General features: G+C 69.0%; 16 protein-coding genes. 14 read left to right on the top strand and 2 right to left on the bottom strand.

Annotation, left to right across the window (positions count from 1 at the left end; genetic code table 11):
- Positions 1-2 precede the first annotated feature (2 nt).
- From folE to folK, 4 genes are read left to right on the top strand one after another with little or no spacing between them, the layout of a single operon-like run.
- The gene (gene folE, locus GIY23_RS01605; RefSeq protein ID WP_222850213.1) at positions 3-641 is read left to right on the top strand and encodes a GTP cyclohydrolase I FolE; all 639 of its coding nucleotides are present in this window, start codon (positions 3-5) and stop codon (positions 639-641) included.
- On the top strand, positions 641-1,486 hold the full coding sequence (gene folP, locus GIY23_RS01610) for a dihydropteroate synthase (protein ID WP_154075030.1): 846 nt from the start codon (positions 641-643) through the stop codon (positions 1,484-1,486). The genes folE and folP overlap by 1 nt, the downstream gene beginning before the upstream one ends.
- The gene (gene folB, locus GIY23_RS01615; RefSeq protein ID WP_154075031.1) at positions 1,479-1,838 is read left to right on the top strand and encodes a dihydroneopterin aldolase; all 360 of its coding nucleotides are present in this window, start codon (positions 1,479-1,481) and stop codon (positions 1,836-1,838) included. Before folP ends, folB begins: the two co-directional genes overlap by 8 nt.
- Positions 1,835-2,329: a 2-amino-4-hydroxy-6-hydroxymethyldihydropteridine diphosphokinase gene (gene folK, locus GIY23_RS01620; RefSeq protein WP_154075032.1), complete on the top strand. Its 495-nt coding sequence runs from the start codon at positions 1,835-1,837 to the stop codon at positions 2,327-2,329. Before folB ends, folK begins: the two co-directional genes overlap by 4 nt.
- Before the next feature lie 126 nt (positions 2,330-2,455).
- Here the strand turns inward: folK and GIY23_RS01625 are convergent, their stop codons facing one another.
- On the bottom strand, positions 2,456-3,028 hold the full coding sequence (locus GIY23_RS01625) for a hypothetical protein (RefSeq protein ID WP_154075033.1): 573 nt from the start codon (positions 3,026-3,028) through the stop codon (positions 2,456-2,458).
- Between the two features lie 125 nt (positions 3,029-3,153).
- Between GIY23_RS01625 and GIY23_RS01630 the strand changes: the two genes are divergently transcribed.
- The 10 genes from GIY23_RS01630 (at position 3,154) to GIY23_RS01675 (ending at position 14,908) form a co-directional block, all read left to right on the top strand.
- Positions 3,154-3,621, top strand: a complete 468-nt coding sequence (locus GIY23_RS01630) for a DUF3180 domain-containing protein (RefSeq protein WP_154075034.1) — start codon at positions 3,154-3,156, stop codon at positions 3,619-3,621.
- 57 nt (positions 3,622-3,678) lie between these two features.
- The gene (locus GIY23_RS01635) at positions 3,679-4,701 is read left to right on the top strand and encodes a DUF6779 domain-containing protein (protein ID WP_154075035.1); all 1,023 of its coding nucleotides are present in this window, start codon (positions 3,679-3,681) and stop codon (positions 4,699-4,701) included.
- Positions 4,702-4,791: 90 nt separating this feature from the next.
- The gene (locus GIY23_RS01640; RefSeq protein WP_154075036.1) at positions 4,792-6,039 is read left to right on the top strand and encodes a PrsW family intramembrane metalloprotease; all 1,248 of its coding nucleotides are present in this window, start codon (positions 4,792-4,794) and stop codon (positions 6,037-6,039) included.
- A gap of 299 nt (positions 6,040-6,338) precedes the next feature.
- On the top strand, positions 6,339-7,259 hold the full coding sequence (locus tag GIY23_RS01645; protein ID WP_228717491.1) for a Rossmann-like and DUF2520 domain-containing protein: 921 nt from the start codon (positions 6,339-6,341) through the stop codon (positions 7,257-7,259).
- Positions 7,259-8,182: a pantoate--beta-alanine ligase gene (panC, locus tag GIY23_RS01650; protein ID WP_154078539.1), complete on the top strand. Its 924-nt coding sequence runs from the start codon at positions 7,259-7,261 to the stop codon at positions 8,180-8,182. Before GIY23_RS01645 ends, panC begins: the two co-directional genes overlap by 1 nt.
- A 94-nt stretch (positions 8,183-8,276) precedes the next feature.
- Entirely contained in the window at positions 8,277-8,762 is a 486-nt protein-coding gene (panD, locus tag GIY23_RS01655) for an aspartate 1-decarboxylase (protein ID WP_154075037.1), read from the top strand.
- 28 nt (positions 8,763-8,790) lie between these two features.
- The gene (locus GIY23_RS01660) at positions 8,791-9,594 is read left to right on the top strand and encodes a type III pantothenate kinase (RefSeq protein WP_154075038.1); all 804 of its coding nucleotides are present in this window, start codon (positions 8,791-8,793) and stop codon (positions 9,592-9,594) included.
- A gap of 187 nt (positions 9,595-9,781) precedes the next feature.
- Entirely contained in the window at positions 9,782-11,287 is a 1,506-nt protein-coding gene (lysS, locus tag GIY23_RS01665; RefSeq protein WP_154075039.1) for a lysine--tRNA ligase, read from the top strand.
- A gap of 154 nt (positions 11,288-11,441) precedes the next feature.
- On the top strand, positions 11,442-11,789 hold the full coding sequence (locus tag GIY23_RS01670; RefSeq protein WP_154075040.1) for a histone-like nucleoid-structuring protein Lsr2: 348 nt from the start codon (positions 11,442-11,444) through the stop codon (positions 11,787-11,789).
- Between the two features lie 560 nt (positions 11,790-12,349).
- Positions 12,350-14,908 carry an ATP-dependent Clp protease ATP-binding subunit gene (locus GIY23_RS01675; RefSeq protein WP_154075041.1) on the top strand — a complete coding sequence of 853 codons (2,559 nt, stop codon included), beginning with the start codon at positions 12,350-12,352 and terminating at the stop codon, positions 14,906-14,908.
- A gap of 380 nt (positions 14,909-15,288) precedes the next feature.
- On the opposite strand, the gene GIY23_RS01680 is transcribed toward GIY23_RS01675, so the two are convergent.
- Complete coding sequence (locus tag GIY23_RS01680) at positions 15,289-15,900, bottom strand: TetR/AcrR family transcriptional regulator (protein WP_154075042.1); 612 nt, start codon at positions 15,898-15,900, stop codon at positions 15,289-15,291.
- Positions 15,901-15,951 lie beyond the last annotated feature (51 nt).

Genomic DNA, 15,951 nt, shown 5'->3' on the forward strand with positions numbered 1-15,951 from the left:
ACGTGACCAGTGAGGTCGGGGAACCGGTCGAGGTGGAACAGGACCACCTCGACCGGTTCGACGTCAGCAGGCCCGAGTTCGACCACGATCGCGCCCAGGCGGCGATCCGGGAGTTGCTCCTGGCGGCCGGGGAGGACCCCGACCGCGAGGGGCTGGTGGAGACCCCGGAACGGGTCGCCCGGGCGTATCAGGAACTGTTCGCCGGGCTCTACACCGACCCGGACGAGGTACTGGACCGCACGTTCGACGAGTCGCACGAGGAACTCGTCCTCGTCCGCGACATCCCGATGTACTCGTCGTGTGAGCACCATCTGTTGCCGTTCCACGGGATGGCCCACGTCGGCTACATCCCGAACGACCAGGGCCGAGTGACGGGGCTGTCGAAGCTGGCCCGGCTGGTCGACCTCTACGCGAAGCGCCCGCAGGTCCAGGAGCGGTTGACCTCGCAGATCGCCGATGCGCTGGCCCGCAAGCTCGAACCGCGCGGTGTCATCGTCGTCGTCGAGGCCGAGCACCTGTGCATGGGCATGCGCGGGGTTCGCAAGGCGGGCTCGACGACCACGACCTCGGCGGTGCGCGGCATCTTCCGTTCCTCCGCGTCGTCGCGGTCCGAGGCCCTGTCGCTGATCCGGGGGCGTTGATGCACGCTTTGTTGCCGCGTCCCGAGCGGTCGGTGGTGATGGGCGTTCTCAACGTGACGCCGAACTCGTTCTCCGACGGTGGCCGCTACCTCGACCAGCGGGACGCGGTCGAGCACGGTGTCGAGATGCACCGGCAGGGTGCCGATCTCGTCGACGTGGGCGGTGAGTCGACCAGGCCGGGTTCGGATCGGGTGGCCGCCGAGGAAGAGAGCTCCCGGGTCCTCCCGGTCGTGCGGGATCTCGTGGCGGCGGGCGTGCCGGTCAGTGTGGACACGACTCGGGCGCAGGTGGCGCGGGCGACCGTCGAGGCGGGCGCCTCGATGATCAACGACGTCTCCGGTGGCCTCGCGGACCCGGACATGGCGAAGGTCGCCGCGGAACTCGGCGTGCCGTGGGTCCTGATGCACTGGCGTGGCCACAGCAAGGACATGAACGCGCTCGCCGAGTACCACGACGTGGTTACCGAGGTGCGGGACGAGTTGAGCCGGCAGGTCGACGTGGCGTTGGCGGCCGGTGTCGAGCAGGAGGCGATCGTCCTCGACCCGGGCCTGGGCTTCGCCAAACGCGCCGAGCACGACTGGGCGCTGCTGCGGCACCTGGACGTGGTGCTCGGCATGGGGTTCCCGGTCCTGGTGGGGGCTTCCCGCAAGCGGTTCCTCGGGGCACTGCTCGCCGAGGAGGACGGCACACCGCGTCCGGCGGAGCAGCGCGACGGGGCGACTGCGGCGGTGTCGGTGCTCGCGGCCGACCACGGCGCCTGGGGAGTACGGGTGCACGACGTGTCGGGGTCGTTGGATGCCGTGCGGATCGCTGCGGCCTGGCGCCGCGGAGGTGCCCGTGGGTGACCGGATCACGCTGACCGGACTGCGGGTGCGCGGCTATCACGGGGTGTTCGACCACGAGAAGCGAAACGGGCAGGACTTCGTCGTCGACGTGACGGCGTGGCTGGACCTGGGCCCCGCGGCGCGTTCGGATCAGGTGGAACAGACGCTGCACTACGGCGAACTCGCCGAGCAGGTGGCCGGGATCGTGGCCGGGCCGTCACGCGATCTGATCGAGACGGTGGCCGGGGAGGTCGCCGATCACGTCCTGAGCGACTCACGTGTCGCGGAAGTGCAGGTCACCGTGCACAAACCGACGGCGCCGATCGCGTTGGAGTTCGCCGACGTGGCTGCCACGATCCACCGGTCGCGATGAGCAGGGCGGTGCTCTCGCTCGGGTCGAACCTGGGAGAGCGGCTGGAACATCTCCGGCTGGCGGTGCACGGATTCGGCGAGGACGTGGTGGTGACCTCGGCGGTGTACGAGACCGAGCCGTGGGGTGTGCGGGATCAGCCTCGCTTCCTCAACGCCGTGATCGTCGTCGCTGCGGACGGGCTCGACGAGTGGGGCTGGCTGCGGCGCGGCCAGGCATTGGAGGCGCAGGCGCAGCGGCGTCGCGAGCAGCGGTGGGGGCCGAGGACGCTCGACGTCGACGTGGTCACAGTGGACGGTGTCCACAGCGATCACCCGGACCTCGTGCTGCCGCATCCCGGGACGCCGAGCCGGGCGTCGGTTCTCGTGCCGTGGCTGGAGGCCGACCCCGAGGCCGTGCTGCCGGGCCACGGCCCGGTCCGTGACCTCGCCGCGGCGCTCTCGAAGGAGGAGCGGGACACGCTCCACCGCCGACCCGACCTCCCCCTCCACTGAGAACCCGCCGGTGGTCGTGCCGCGTCCGTGGTGACCGCTCAGCGGCTCCACCCCCAACCTGTGGACAACTCCCTCCCCCTGTGGACAGAGGGGTGGCAAATTCGCGCGAATTTGCCACCCCGGCGGTTAGCGGAGGGAGGCTCGGAGGGCCGCGGCGAGCCATTTGCTGGCGGCGTCGTCGAGGATGCCCTTCTGCTGGGGCCATCCGTTGATCGTCGCGAGCAGCACCCAGTAGCGGGAGAGCCGGGAGTCGTGGGACTCGAAGTGCCCGGCGATCTCTTCCCGCAGCTCCGGGGTGTCTGCCTTGCCCTTGTGGTCGGCGAAGGTCGTCGCGAACTGGCCCGCGAGTTCCACCGCCCGCGGAGAATCCGCAGGCGTGCCCTCGCGATGCGCCTGCGCGACGGCTTCCTGTACCTCCCACGCCTCCTCGGCGAGCTGCTGCGGCTGCTGCGCGTCCTCCTCGCCCCCGTCGCGTAGTGCGGCCTGCTCGGCGTTCATACCGCGCACCAGGTCACGGAAGCTCCGGTCGCTGACGAGGTCGGCGAGTTCGATCCACGCCTCCACCTGCTCGGTCGAGGCGTTCTCCGGCAGGTTCGGTTTCGCCGAGCGCATCCACGCGATGAATTCCGGGTTCACGTTCAGGCCTTCGCTGACCTCGTCCCAGAACTCGTCGATCATCCGGTTGCGTTCCTCGTCCACTCTGTTGTCTCCATTCGGGGGAGACTCAACCCCGAATGGCACCGGTCGTCGCACGCTCCCCGTGCGGGCCGTCGACGCCGACCCAGTGCCATCCTGGACGGGTGGCGCCACGGCAGCAGGAAAAGATGACTTTCACCCAGCCCCGGCATTTGATCGCGGCCGGGTTGATCGCGGCCGTGATCGCGTACCTCGGCGTTCAGATCGGGTACGGCGGTCTGCAGCGGGTCCCGCCCCTCGCTGGGACGACGCTGTTGCTCGTCGCGCTCGTCGACGGGACGCTCGCGTTGACGATGGGCCCGCGGGTGCGCCGCAAGCAGGACGTGGATCGGGTCGATTCACTGACGGCGGCGCGTGCTGTGGCGTTGGCGAAGGCGTCGTCGATGGCGGGCGCGATCATGGCGGGGGTGTGGCTGGGGTTCCTCGCGTACCTGCTGCCGATTCGGTCCACAGTGGAAGCGGCGAGTTCGGATACGGTCGCGGCCGTGGTCGGCCTGGTCAGCGCCCTGGTGCTCGTCGGTGCGGGCCTGTTGCTGGAATACAGCCTGCGCAACCCCGACGAACCGGAGGAACTGGACGGGGCGGAGGATTCGTGATCACGCGTTGCGGCGGCACATGGTCTCGATGCGATAAAGGCCAGGTACCGTAGGGCCATGCCCGACCCACACGAGACGAGGTCCGCGCATGGTGGTCGCGGCGCGACTGTGCTCGGGGTCGTGACCGTGGTGCTCGCGGTCGGCGCCACCGGCGCCATGGTGCTCGGCGACGACACGCGAATCCTGCGTCTCGGTCTGGTTGGCGCGCTCTGGGCGACGGTGCTGGCCGGGTTCGCCGTCACCGGTCTACGGAAACGGCTCGCGGACAAGGACGCGCGGGAAGTCGACCTCAAGCGGGTCTACGAGCTGGAGCTGGAACGCGAGGTCGCAGCGCGCCGCGAGTTCGAGGCCGAGGCCGAAACGGCGGCGCGGCGCACCGCGGCGGCGGAGTCCCGGGAGGAGCTCGACGCACTGCGTGCCGAACTGGCGAAGCTGCGGGGCACCCTGGAGCAGATCGTCGGCGGGGACATGCTCGTCGAGCGGGTGGCGCTGCATGCCGAGTCGACCCGGGTGCGGTCGTGGGGTGAGCACGAGGGCCCGCCTGCCCGCGTCACCCGGCCCGCCGACCCGTGGGGTGCGCAGTTGTCCCCGGGCGCGGCAGAGTACGGCTACGGCGATTACGCGCACAGTGGTCACGTGCAGTACGCACAGTACGGCGGCGACCCGACGCCGGGTGTGAACGGCGCTGGCTCCGCGCCTCACGGTGGGTACCCGGTGAACGGAGTCCGTCCGGCGCAGGCGCCGCCGCCCGGGGTCGATCACGGCGTGGGCGAGGCGCACACCGACCTCATCAGTCCCGTGCCGGGCAATGCGGCCTCGGACGGGCCCTCGCCTACCCCCGACACGTTGCGCGATTCGGCACGCCCCGCCGTCGTCCGCTCAGGCCCGCCGCCGCAGTCGGAGGTCACCGGCGAGTGGCCGGCCGCCACCGGCGAGGCCGCCGAGCCGGAGTCCGCACCGCCCGAGTCTGCGGAGCCACAGGGGAGCCCCGGCGCGCACGCGCAGGGAAAGTCGGTCAGCGAGTTGTTGGCCGCGTTCGGCGGTGGCCGGGCGTCGAAGCGCAGGCGCCGTCAGGGGTGACCGTGACGCGCCGGCCGCGGTCGAGCACGGAGGGTGCGGGTTCGCCGGGCCGGGCATCGCGCCGAACGTCGAGCACATAGGGTTCCTGCCGTGTCCACCCCAGCTGATCTCTCCGGTGCGCGGCGCCTGCAGATCCAGAAGCAGGCGCTCGCGGTCTGGCCGGTCGTCGGGCTGATCGTTCTCGGCGTCGTCGGTCTGATCATGGTCAGTGTCGCCACCGCGCGGGTCGGTGTCGCGGCGACGGTGATCGGCGCGGTGGCGGCGTTGGTCCCGGTCGGCGTCGTGTTCGCCGCGATCGTGTGGATGGACCGCTGGGAGCCGGAACCGCCGATGTTGCTGCTCGGCGCGTTCCTGTGGGGTGCCGGCGGCGCGACGGCGACGTCCCTGCTGCTCAACGACGCCGTGACCGGGCTCGGCGACCTGCTGGTCGGCGCGGACGGGCAGGCGTTCTTCGCGCAGGCAGTGGTCGCACCGCTGCTGGAAGAGACGGCGAAGGCGCTGTTCGTGGTCGCGTTGTGGGTGTGGCGGCGCAACGAATTCAACGGCCTCGTCGACGGCATCGTCTACGCAGCCCTGACGGCGGCGGGGTTCGCGTTCACCGAGAACATTTTCTACTTCGGCAGGGCGTTCGCCGAGGGCGGGCTCGGCGACGTCTCCGGCGGCGTGGTCGCCGTGTTCATCCTGCGCGGGGTGCTCGCACCGTTCTCGCACCCGCTGTTCAGCTCGATGATCGGCATCGGCATCGGGTTCGCCACGAGGACCCGCCGACCCGCGCTCCGCGTGGCGTACCCGCTCGGCGGACTGCTGCTCGCGATCCTGCTGCATGCCGTGTGGAACGGCTCGACGTTGCTCGGTGGCGTCGGGTTCCTCAACGTCTATTTCCTGATCATGGTTCCGATCTTCGTCGGCACCTGGTTCCTGGTGGCCTGGCAGCGGCGGCGCGAGCAGAGCATCGTCGCCCAGCAGCTGCCGATCCTGCAGCGGGCGGGCCTCATCGTCAGCAGCGAGGTCGAGATGCTCGCGAGTCTGCAGGGCCGGCAGGGCTGGCTGCGCAAAGTTCGGCGGAGCGCGGGGCCGGAGGCGGCGAAAGCCGTGCAGGACTACCAGGTCGCGGTCACCGAGCTGGCGTTCCTGCAGCACCGCGCGGCGGAGGGGCGCACGACCAGTGCCGTGCGCCGCGCTCGCCGGGAGCGGCTGATCGAGGACCTCAAGGCGGCCCGGCGTTCGGCGGCAGGTTCCCGCGACGCGTTCCAGACCGCCCGGGTGAAGATCGACGAACTCACCCAGGTGAACCTGCGACGGCCACCCGACGGCGAAGCTGGGCACCGGCACCGCTGAACGAGTCCACCGCAGAGCAGCCGCGACGTGGATCACCCCTTGGTCGGGTAGCGGAACCTCAGAGCCCTCCTCGCAGTGGGATCGATCTCTCGAGTAGCTCGCTGTCCTCGCGAGGAGGCGCCGGGAACCCCGGTGGCCCGTCTGCGTGGACCGGCGGAAGAACCGCCGACGCAGCTCAGTCGCACCTTCTCGGCGTGGTCCTCGCCACCCGCGTGGCACGGGGGCGGCCGTTCTCGGTTACTCTCGCGCCGCTGTCCGGTACCCGTCGACGGGACTGGAACGGTCAGAAGGGACGCAGTGTGGCGGTGTCTGCTGAGGGCGGACCGGCGCGGGGTCAACGACCTCGGCTCCGGGTCGGTGTCGTATCCGCCGGCCGGGTCGGCGCGGTGCTCGGTGCCGCGTGGAGGCGCGCCGGGCACGAGGTCGTCGCGGTGTCGGCGGTGTCGGACGCCTCGCGACACCGAGCCGAGGAACTGCTCCCGTCGGTACCTGTGCTGCCGCCGGACCAGGTTGCCGAGCTGGCGGACCTGGTCGTGCTGGCGGTCCCGGACGACGCGCTCGACGGGCTGGTGCGCGGACTGCTCGCGGCCGGATCCCTGCGCTCCGGGCAGATCGTCGCGCACACCAGCGGTGCGCACGGAGTGTCCGTACTGACCCCCGCCGCCGAGGCCGGGCTCCTCACGGTGGCGCTGCATCCGGCGATGACCTTCACCGGCCGTCCCGAGGACGTGGAACGGCTCACCACCGCCTGTGCGGCGGTCACCGCGCCCGCCGGCGAAGCCGCGTGGAGTGTCGCGGAAGCCCTCACCGTGGAACTCGGCGCCGAACCGGTCCGGGTCGCCGAGGAGAACCGAAGGCTCTACCACACCGCGCTGACCCACGGCGCGAATCACCTGATCACGCTGGTCAACGAGTGCGCGGAGCTGCTGCGCGGCGCGGGTGTCGAGGTCCCGGACCGGGTCATGGCGCCGTTGTTGTCGGCCTCGCTGGACAACGCGTTGCGGTTCGGAGATCGGGGACTCACCGGGCCCGTCTCGCGCGGGGACGCGGGCACGGTGCGGGCGCACCTCGACGTACTGGCCGCCGACGCTCCGGACGTGCGGGGCGGCTATCGCGTTCTCGCGTCCAGGACCGCCGACCGCGCCGAACGTGCCGGAATCCTCCGCGCCGACGACGCGGCGGACGTCCGTGCCGCGCTCGAACAAGGGGAGGACTCGTGATGGTGCACGACGACAGCGCGACGAAGGCCGGACCCGGATTCCGGCGCGGCGAACTCACGGTGCACGAGCACGCCCACGAGCTCGGAAACGTGACGCGGGCGCTGCGGTCGACGGGACTCACGGTCACGCTGGTGCCGACGATGGGCGCGCTCCACGAAGGACACCGCGAACTGATCCGCCGCGCGCGCAGCGTGCCGAACAGCGTCACCGTCGTGTCGATTTTCGTGAACCCGTTGCAGTTCGGTCCCGGAGAGGACTTCGAACGCTATCCGCGGACCCTCGACGCGGACCTGGAACTGTGTCGTGCGGAAGGCGTGGAGCTCGTCTTCCACCCGGACCGCGCCGAGCTGTACGGGCCGGAACCGCAGATCACCCTCAACGCCGGACCGCTCGGCGACGACCTCGAAGGCGCCAGTCGACCCGGCCACTTCGACGGTGTCCTCACCGTCGTCGCGAAGCTGTTCGGCGTCGTACGCCCCGATCTGGCGCTGTTCGGCGAGAAGGACTATCAGCAGCTCGTCCTGCTCCGCCGGATGGCGTGGGAACTCGCTCTCGGCGTGAAGGTGCAGGGCGTCCCCATCATGCGCGACGCCGACGGGCTCGCACTGTCCTCCCGGAACCGCTATCTCGAACCCGAGCAGCGCCGTGCCGCGCTCGCCCTGTCGGCCGCGCTCGTGGCGGGCCACTACGCCGGTCCCCGGGGTCCGCAGGCCGTGCTCGACGCCGCCCGTGAGGTGCTCGACACCGAGCCGGCCGTGCACGTCGACTACCTCGAACTCCGCGACCGTGAACTCGGCGCCGCCCCCGCCGACGGGGAGGGCAGGCTGCTCGTCGCGGCGAAGGTGGGCGGGACCCGCCTGATCGACAACGCGCTCGTCGTCCTCGGCGACGGGCGCACCGATCTCCCGGAGAACCGGTCATGACCACCGGGAAGACCGTCATCGAGCTCACCGGACCGCGCGTGGTGCGTGGCCATCCGTGGACGGTGGGACAGCGGAGTCGAGGAGGGAGTCTGCGATGTTCCGCACGATGCTGAAGTCCAAGATCCACCGGGCCACGGTGACTCAGGCCGACCTGCACTACGTCGGCTCGGTCACCGTCGACGCCGACCTGATGGACGCCGCCGATCTGCTCGAAGGGGAGCAGGTCGCCATCGTCGACGTCACCAACGGCGCCCGGCTGGAGACCTACGTGATCACCGGCGAGCGAGGTAGCGGGGTGATCGGCATCAACGGTGCCGCCGCCCACCTCATCGAACCCGGCGACCTCGTCATCCTCATCTCGTACGGCGTCATGGACGAGCTCGAGTGCCGCTCGTACCAGCCGCGGGTGCTGTTCGTCGACGCCGACAACGCCATTGTCGAACGCGGCACCGACCCGGCGAGCGCCCCGGAGGGGTCCGGCCTGCTCACCGGCGCCACGACCACGGTCGTGCCGGAGACCGACGACGCGGCGAAGCTCGACGCGCTACTGCAGCAACCCGAACTCGACGGCCGAGCCTGACCGGCCCGGCGATCAGGAAGGAACGACGGTGCTGCTCGCCATCGACATCGGCAACACCAACATCGTGCTCGGGCTCTACGACGCCGACGCGGCGAGCGCGGACGCCCAGGGTGCCGACGTGCCGCTCGTGCGGGACTGGCGGATGCGCACCGAACCGCGCATGACCGCAGACGAACTGTCCCTCACGGTCCGCGGCCTGCTCGGCGACTACGCCGACAAGATCACCGGCATCTCGGCGTTGTCCACGGTGCCCGCGCTGCTGCGGGAACTGCGCGTGATGCTCGACCGGTACTGGACCGACGTCCCCAGGGTCGTCGTGGAGCCCGGGGTCCGCACCGGGGTACCACTGCTCGTCGACAACCCCAAGGAAGTCGGGGCCGACCGCGTCATCAACACACTCGCCGCACACCACCTGCATTCCACGAACTGCGTGGTGGTCGATTTCGGAACCTCCACCAACATCGACGTGATCTCCGCGCGTGGGGAGTTCCTCGGCGGCGCCTTCGCTCCGGGAATCGAGATCTCGCTCGACGCTCTCGCCTCGCGAGCCGCACAACTACGCAAGGTGGAACTCGTCCGGCCCCGGTCGGTCATCGGCAGGAACACCGTCGAATGCCTGCAGTCCGGCATTCTGTACGGATTCGCGGGCCAGGTCGACGGACTCGTCCACAGCATCGTGGCCGAACTCGAAACCACCCACGGCGGGCCGACCACCGTGCTCGCCACCGGAGGTCTCGCACCGCTCGTGGTGGCCGAATCGGGGACGATCTCGCACCACGTCCCGGACCTGACCCTGCTCGGTCTCCGCCTCGTCTACGCCCGCAACTTCTGACCCTCTCAACGAGGCGAACGGCACTTTCGCCCCACCAGACGAGGCGAAAGTGCCGTTCGCTTCATTGGTCCGCGTGGGGCGAACGGCACTTTCGCCTCACAGGACGGGGCGAACGTGCCGGTCGCCTCTTCGGTGTCGGACGGGTTGGTGACGGGAGCGCCGGGCGGCTTCCGTAGGCTTGACGGCCGTGAACGAGCAGGAACACCACGTGGGAACGGACGCCGAGCTACCCGAGCAGCTCCGGGTGCGTCGGGAGAAGCGCGAGCGGCTGCTGGCCGACGGTGTCGACCCTTATCCCGTCCGGTTGCCCATCACGCACTCTCTCGGGCAGGTGCGGGCTGCGCACCCCGATCTCGAGGCCGACACCGCGACCGGCGAGCAGGTCGGTGTGGCCGGCCGGGTGATGTTCCTGCGCAACACCGGGAAGCTGTGCTTCGCGACGCTGCGCGGCACCGACGGCGTCGAGTTGCAGGCGATGCTCAGCCGCGACCGCGTCGGCGCCGATTCCCTCTCCGCTTGGAAGGCGGATGTCGACCTCGGCGACCACGTGTTCGTCCGCGGTGAGGTGATCACCTCCCGGCGCGGTGAACTGTCGGTCATGGCCGACGAATGGCGAATCGCGGCGAAGGCATTGCGCCCGCTGCCGGTGACCCACAAAGAACTCAACGAGGAGACGCGGGTCCGGCAGCGTTATGTCGACCTCATCGTCCGGCAGCAGGCGCTCGACACCGTGCGTACGCGGGCCGGTGTGATGAGTTCGTTGCGCTCGTCCTTCGAGCACCGTGGCTACACCGAGGTCGAGACACCGATGCTGCAAACGTTGCAGGGTGGCGCGGCCGCGCGACCGTTCGTCACGCATTCCAACGCATTCGACATGGACGTGTTCCTGCGGATCGCCCCGGAGCTGTACCTGAAGCGGTGCGTCGTCGGCGGGCTGGAGCGCGTTTTCGAGATCAATCGGAACTTCCGCAACGAGGGCAGCGATTCGTCGCACTCCCCGGAGTTCGCGATGCTCGAGTTCTACGAGGCGTACTCGGACTACGACGGAATGGCACGGCTGACCCGGGAGCTGATCCAGGAGGCCGCTGACGCAGTGTGCGGCACCCGGATCGTCACGTTGACCGACGACACCGAGTACGACCTCTCGGGCGAATGGGCGTCGATCACCATGTACGGCTCGTTGTCCGAGGCATTGGGCGTCGAAGTGACGCCGCGGACTTCGGTGCAGGAGTTGCGGGGTCACGCCGACAAGCTGGAGCTGTCGGTGGACGCCACGTTCGGCCACGGCAAGCTCGTCGAGGAACTGTGGGAACACCTCGTCGGTGATCATCTCTACGCGCCGACTTTCGTGCGGGACTTCCCGGTGGAGACCTCTCCGTTGACGCGCCAACACCGGGACGATCCCGCGTTGGCGGAGAAATGGGATCTCTACGTCCGGGGCTTCGAACTCGCGACCGGCTACTCGGAACTCGTGGATCCGGTCGTTGAACGCGCTCGCCTGGAGGAACAGGCCGCGCTGGCGGCTGCGGGCGACGCCGAGGCGATGCCGGTGGACGAGGACTTTTTGCGGGCCCTGGAGTACGGAATGCCGCCCTCGGGAGGCACGGGAATGGGGATCGACCGGCTCTTGATGGCGTTGACCGGGCTCGGTATCCGGGAGACGATCCTGTTCCCGCTCGTTCGCCCGGAATGACCTGATACGGGGTTCCCGGTGACTTTTTCGTGCGGGGTTGGTGCGTTGTCGCAGTTGCTGAGCTAACCTGACCGCGAGAATGTTCCAGCGGAGGCCACCCAGGGCCAGGTCCATCGGTGTCCCGCTATTGCCAATACCCGGAAGGACTCCGAAGATGGCGCAGAAGGTCACGGTCACCCTCGTCGACGACCTCGATGGTGGACAGGCGGACGAAACCGTCGAGTTCTCGTTGGACGGTGTCGCTTACCAGATCGACCTTTCCAACGACAATGCCACTGAGTTGCGCGACGCTCTCGCCAACTACGTGTCGAGCGCGCGCCGCGCGGGTGGTCGCAAGAAGCCCGGGCCCCGTCCGGGTGGCCGTTCCACCGGCGGATCCACCAGTGCCGATCGTGAACAGAACCAGGCGATCCGTGAATGGGCCCGCAAGCGGGGACTGAAGGTCTCGGACCGTGGCCGCATTCCCGCCGACGTCGTGGAGCAGTACCACAAGGCGAACTGAATCGGGATTCGCCGCCACCGCGGCGGCTCGGTGACTCGGGGCGTCCTTCTCGCGGAGGGCGCCCTTCGTCGTGCGTGGGTCACGATTCGCGTGGCCGGCGGGTAGTGCCCGGCGGAGGCCGGGAATGGTGGCAATTGTTGATGCCCCCGCGATTCGACGCGGTCACTGATCGAGAAACGGTTTTGTGATCCCCGACACTCTTCCGTGTGAGTGCCGCGCGGATCGTGATGCTTTTGCCGCGTCCACGCGCTGGGACACCTCGAATACACCCGGAAGGATGAGTTCGGGTCCGGGGAGCGGCGTTCGCCCGGGTTCGCCGCCGGTGTTCGCGCTGGGCGGACATGCCTCGCTCGTCGGCGTGCGCAGGAATGTCGCAGGCCAGCGGGCTGTTGTGCCGAGCGTTGCCCACGACGCAGGCGGCGCGGCGCCAACGGCGCGGACCGAGAGGGCCCGGGCCTACTACAGTGGGGCGGCGAGAGTGCTGAACGCATCGCGGGCGTCGGCGTGAACCGAAGCCGTGCCCGGAACGAGACCGCCGGCGCAGCAGTCAGGGAGTGCGAATGTTCGAGAGGTTCACCGACCGCGCGAGGCGGGTGGTCGTCCTGGCCCAAGAAGAGGCCAGGATGCTCAACCACAACTACATCGGCACCGAGCACATCCTGCTCGGCCTGATCCACGAGGGTGAGGGTGTCGCCGCCAAGGCGCTCGAGTCGCTGGGGATCGCTCTGGAGGGCGTCCGTCAGCAGGTCGAGGAGATCATCGGCCAGGGCCAGCAGGCGCCGAGCGGTCACATCCCCTTCACGCCGCGGGCGAAGAAGGTGCTGGAGCTGTCGCTGCGGGAGGCACTGCAGCTCGGCCACAACTACATCGGCACCGAGCACATCCTGCTCGGCCTGATCCGCGAGGGCGAGGGCGTCGCCGCCCAGGTGCTCGTCAAGCTCGGCGCGGACCTCAACCGGGTGCGCCAGCAGGTGCTGCAGCTGCTCTCCGGCTACCAGGGCAAGGAGCCCGCCGAGGCAGGCAGCCGTGGCGAGGGCACGCCGTCGTCGTCGCTGGTGCTGGACCAGTTCGGCCGCAACCTGACGCAAGCCGCCCGCGAGTCCAAGCTCGACCCCTGCATCGGTCGCGACAGCGAGATCGAGCGGGTCATGCAGGTGCTGTCCCGCCGGACGAAGAACAACCCGGTCCTCATCGGCGAGCCGGGTGTCGGCAAGACGGCCGTCGTCGAGGGCTTGGCCCAGGCGGTCGTCAAGGGCGAGGTTCCCGAGACGCTCAAGGAGAAGCAGCTCTACACGCTCGACCTGGGTTCGCTGGTGGCGGGCTCGCGCTACCGCGGTGATTTCGAGGAGCGCCTGAAGAAGGTGCTCAAGGAGATCAAGACTCGCGGCGACATCATCCTGTTCATCGACGAGATCCACACGCTCGTGGGTGCCGGTGCCGCCGAGGGCGCGATCGACGCCGCGAGCATTCTCAAGCCGATGCTGGCGCGCGGTGAGCTGCAGACCATCGGTGCGACGACCCGCGAGGAGTACCGCAAGCACGTCGAGAAGGACGCGGCGCTGGAGCGTCGTTTCCAGCCGATCGACGTCGGCGAGCCCTCGCTGGAGCACTCCATCGAGATCCTCAAGGGCCTGCGCGATCGGTACGAGGCGCACCACCGGGTGTCGATCACGGACTCGGCGCTGGTCGCCGCGTCGACGCTGGCCGACCGCTACATCAACGACCGGTACCTGCCGGACAAGGCGATCGACCTCATCGACGAGGCCGGCGCCCGGATGCGCATTCGCCGCATGACCGCGCCGCCGGACCTGCGCGAGTTCGACGAGAAGATCGCCGACGTGCGCCGCGACAAGGAGTCCGCGATCGACGCGCAGGACTTCGAGCGGGCCGCCCGCCTGCGTGACGAGGAGAAGCAGCTCCTCGGCCAGAAGGAAGAGCGGGAGAAGCAGTGGAAGGACGGTGACCTGGACGTCGTCGCGGAGGTCGATGACGAGCAGATCGCCGAGGTGCTGGCGAACTGGACCGGGATTCCGGTCTTCAAGCTCACCGAGGAGGAGACGACGCGGCTGCTCCGCATGGAGGACGAGCTGCACAAGCGGATCATCGGCCAGGACGATGCGGTCAAGGCCGTCTCGCAGGCGATCCGCCGTACGCGTGCGGGTCTGAAGGACCCGAAGCGCCCGTCGGGGTCGTTCATCTTCGCCGGCCCGTCGGGTGTCGGTAAGACCGAGCTGTCGAAGGCGCTGGCGGAGTTCCTCTTCGGCGACGACGACGCACTGGTCCAGATCGACATGGGCGAGTTCCACGACCGCTACACGGCCTCGCGGCTGTTCGGTGCCCCTCCGGGCTACGTGGGCTACGAGGAGGGCGGTCAGCTCACCGAGAAGGTGCGCCGGAAGCCGTTCTCGGTGGTGCTCTTCGACGAGATCGAGAAGGCCCACCAGGAGATCTACAACACCCTGTTGCAGGTGCTCGAGGACGGGCGGCTCACCGACGGTCAGGGCCGCACGGTCGATTTCAAGAACACCGTGCTGATCTTCACCTCGAACCTCGGTACCGGCGACATCTCCAAGGCCGTGGGTCTCGGGTTCTCCGCGGGTTCGAGCACGGAATCGAACTACGAGCGGATGAAGTCCAAGGTCAACGAGGAAATGAAGAAGCATTTCCGGCCGGAGTTCCTCAACCGCATCGACGACGTGATCGTGTTCCACCAGCTGACCCAGGACGAGATCATCTCGATGGTCGACCTGCTGATCGGCCGGGTGGAGACTGCGCTCAAGGGCAAGGACATGTCCCTGGAGCTGACCGACAAGGCCAAGCGGCTGCTGGCCAAGCGGGGCTTCGACCCGGTGCTGGGCGCCCGCCCGCTGCGGCGCACGATCCAGCGCGAGATCGAGGACCGGCTCTCCGAGAAGATCCTCTTCGGCGAGGTCGAGGCCGGTCAGATCGTCATCGCCGACGTGGAGGGCTGGGACGACGAGTCCGGCTCGGACGATTCCGCCCAGTTCGTCTTCCGCGGCGAAAGCAAGCCGTCCCTCGTCCCGGACGCCCCACCGGTGGGCCTGACGGCCTCGTCGGGCTCGGAGGAGTCCTCGGAGGGATCGGAGTCCAACGAGTGACGCGGTAAGAGGGCGTTGTGGAACTTGGGTGGGTGGTCGGGTAATGCCGCCCCAGTTCGCGCCTCGCGGCGTTGGGGTTCTCTTGAGTACCAGGTGTACGCGGCGAGAACCTCTGCTTTGCGAGGCACGAACTCCGAACGCCGGAGCCTCTCACCTGCCCAGGCTGGTCATTTATGGCCGTGCCCTCCGGGCACGAACGCAAGTTCCCACATGCACTCTTCAGAGAGCCGTGGGTGGTGAGGTGGACACGACGGTCGCCGCCGCGTGGCTGACCGCCGTGCTCAAGCCACGCGACCACTGAGCGAGTGCTTCGCGAGCGGCCCCGCACCGGATCCGGTGCGGGGCCGCTGTGCGTCTGTGGTGGGACGCCGTGCGTCGGTTCAGGCGCTTTCCGGGCTCCGGAGGAGTCCGCTGACGAGCGCGACCAAGACCTTGTCCACCTCGGTGTAGGCCGTGGCAGGATCGTCGCTTTCTGCGATCTGCAGCGTCGCGTCCACGAGCACGCTGAGGATCATGCGCGCCGTCGTCGGGATGTGCAGTGGCTGAAGCATCCCCGCGCCGCCGAGCCGTCCGAGAGTGTCGCGGATGAACGGCAGCGCGACCTCTTCGTCGATCTCGCAAATGCGGTCGTGGTTGAGCACGGACGCGGCTTGACGGACGATGCTGCGCGCTTCCGGGTTCTCGACGTGGCCGCGCAGGTAGGTTTGTGCGGCGGCGAGGGCGCGTTCCCACTCGGAGTCGGTCGCCTCCGCGGCGGCGGTGACGGCCCGCATGGCCTGCTGTTGGACGTCGGTGAGCAGCTGGGCGAACAGTTCCTTCTTGTCTGCGAAGTGATGGTAGATCGCACCCTTGCTGACCTGCGAGGACTTCGCGATGTCGTCGACCGAGGTGGTGTCGTACCCGCGTTGGACGAACAGTTCGCGTGCGCTGTCCAGCACGGCGGCGCGAGTCATCTCGGCGTACTGCGCTCGTCTCGACTTGACGCCTTCCATGAACCGCAAGCATACTCACCGACTGAGAGTCGGTGAACGAATAATAGTCGG

The sequence above is a fragment of the Allosaccharopolyspora coralli genome (assembly GCF_009664835.1).
Lineage (GTDB): Bacteria > Actinomycetota > Actinomycetes > Mycobacteriales > Pseudonocardiaceae > Allosaccharopolyspora > Allosaccharopolyspora coralli.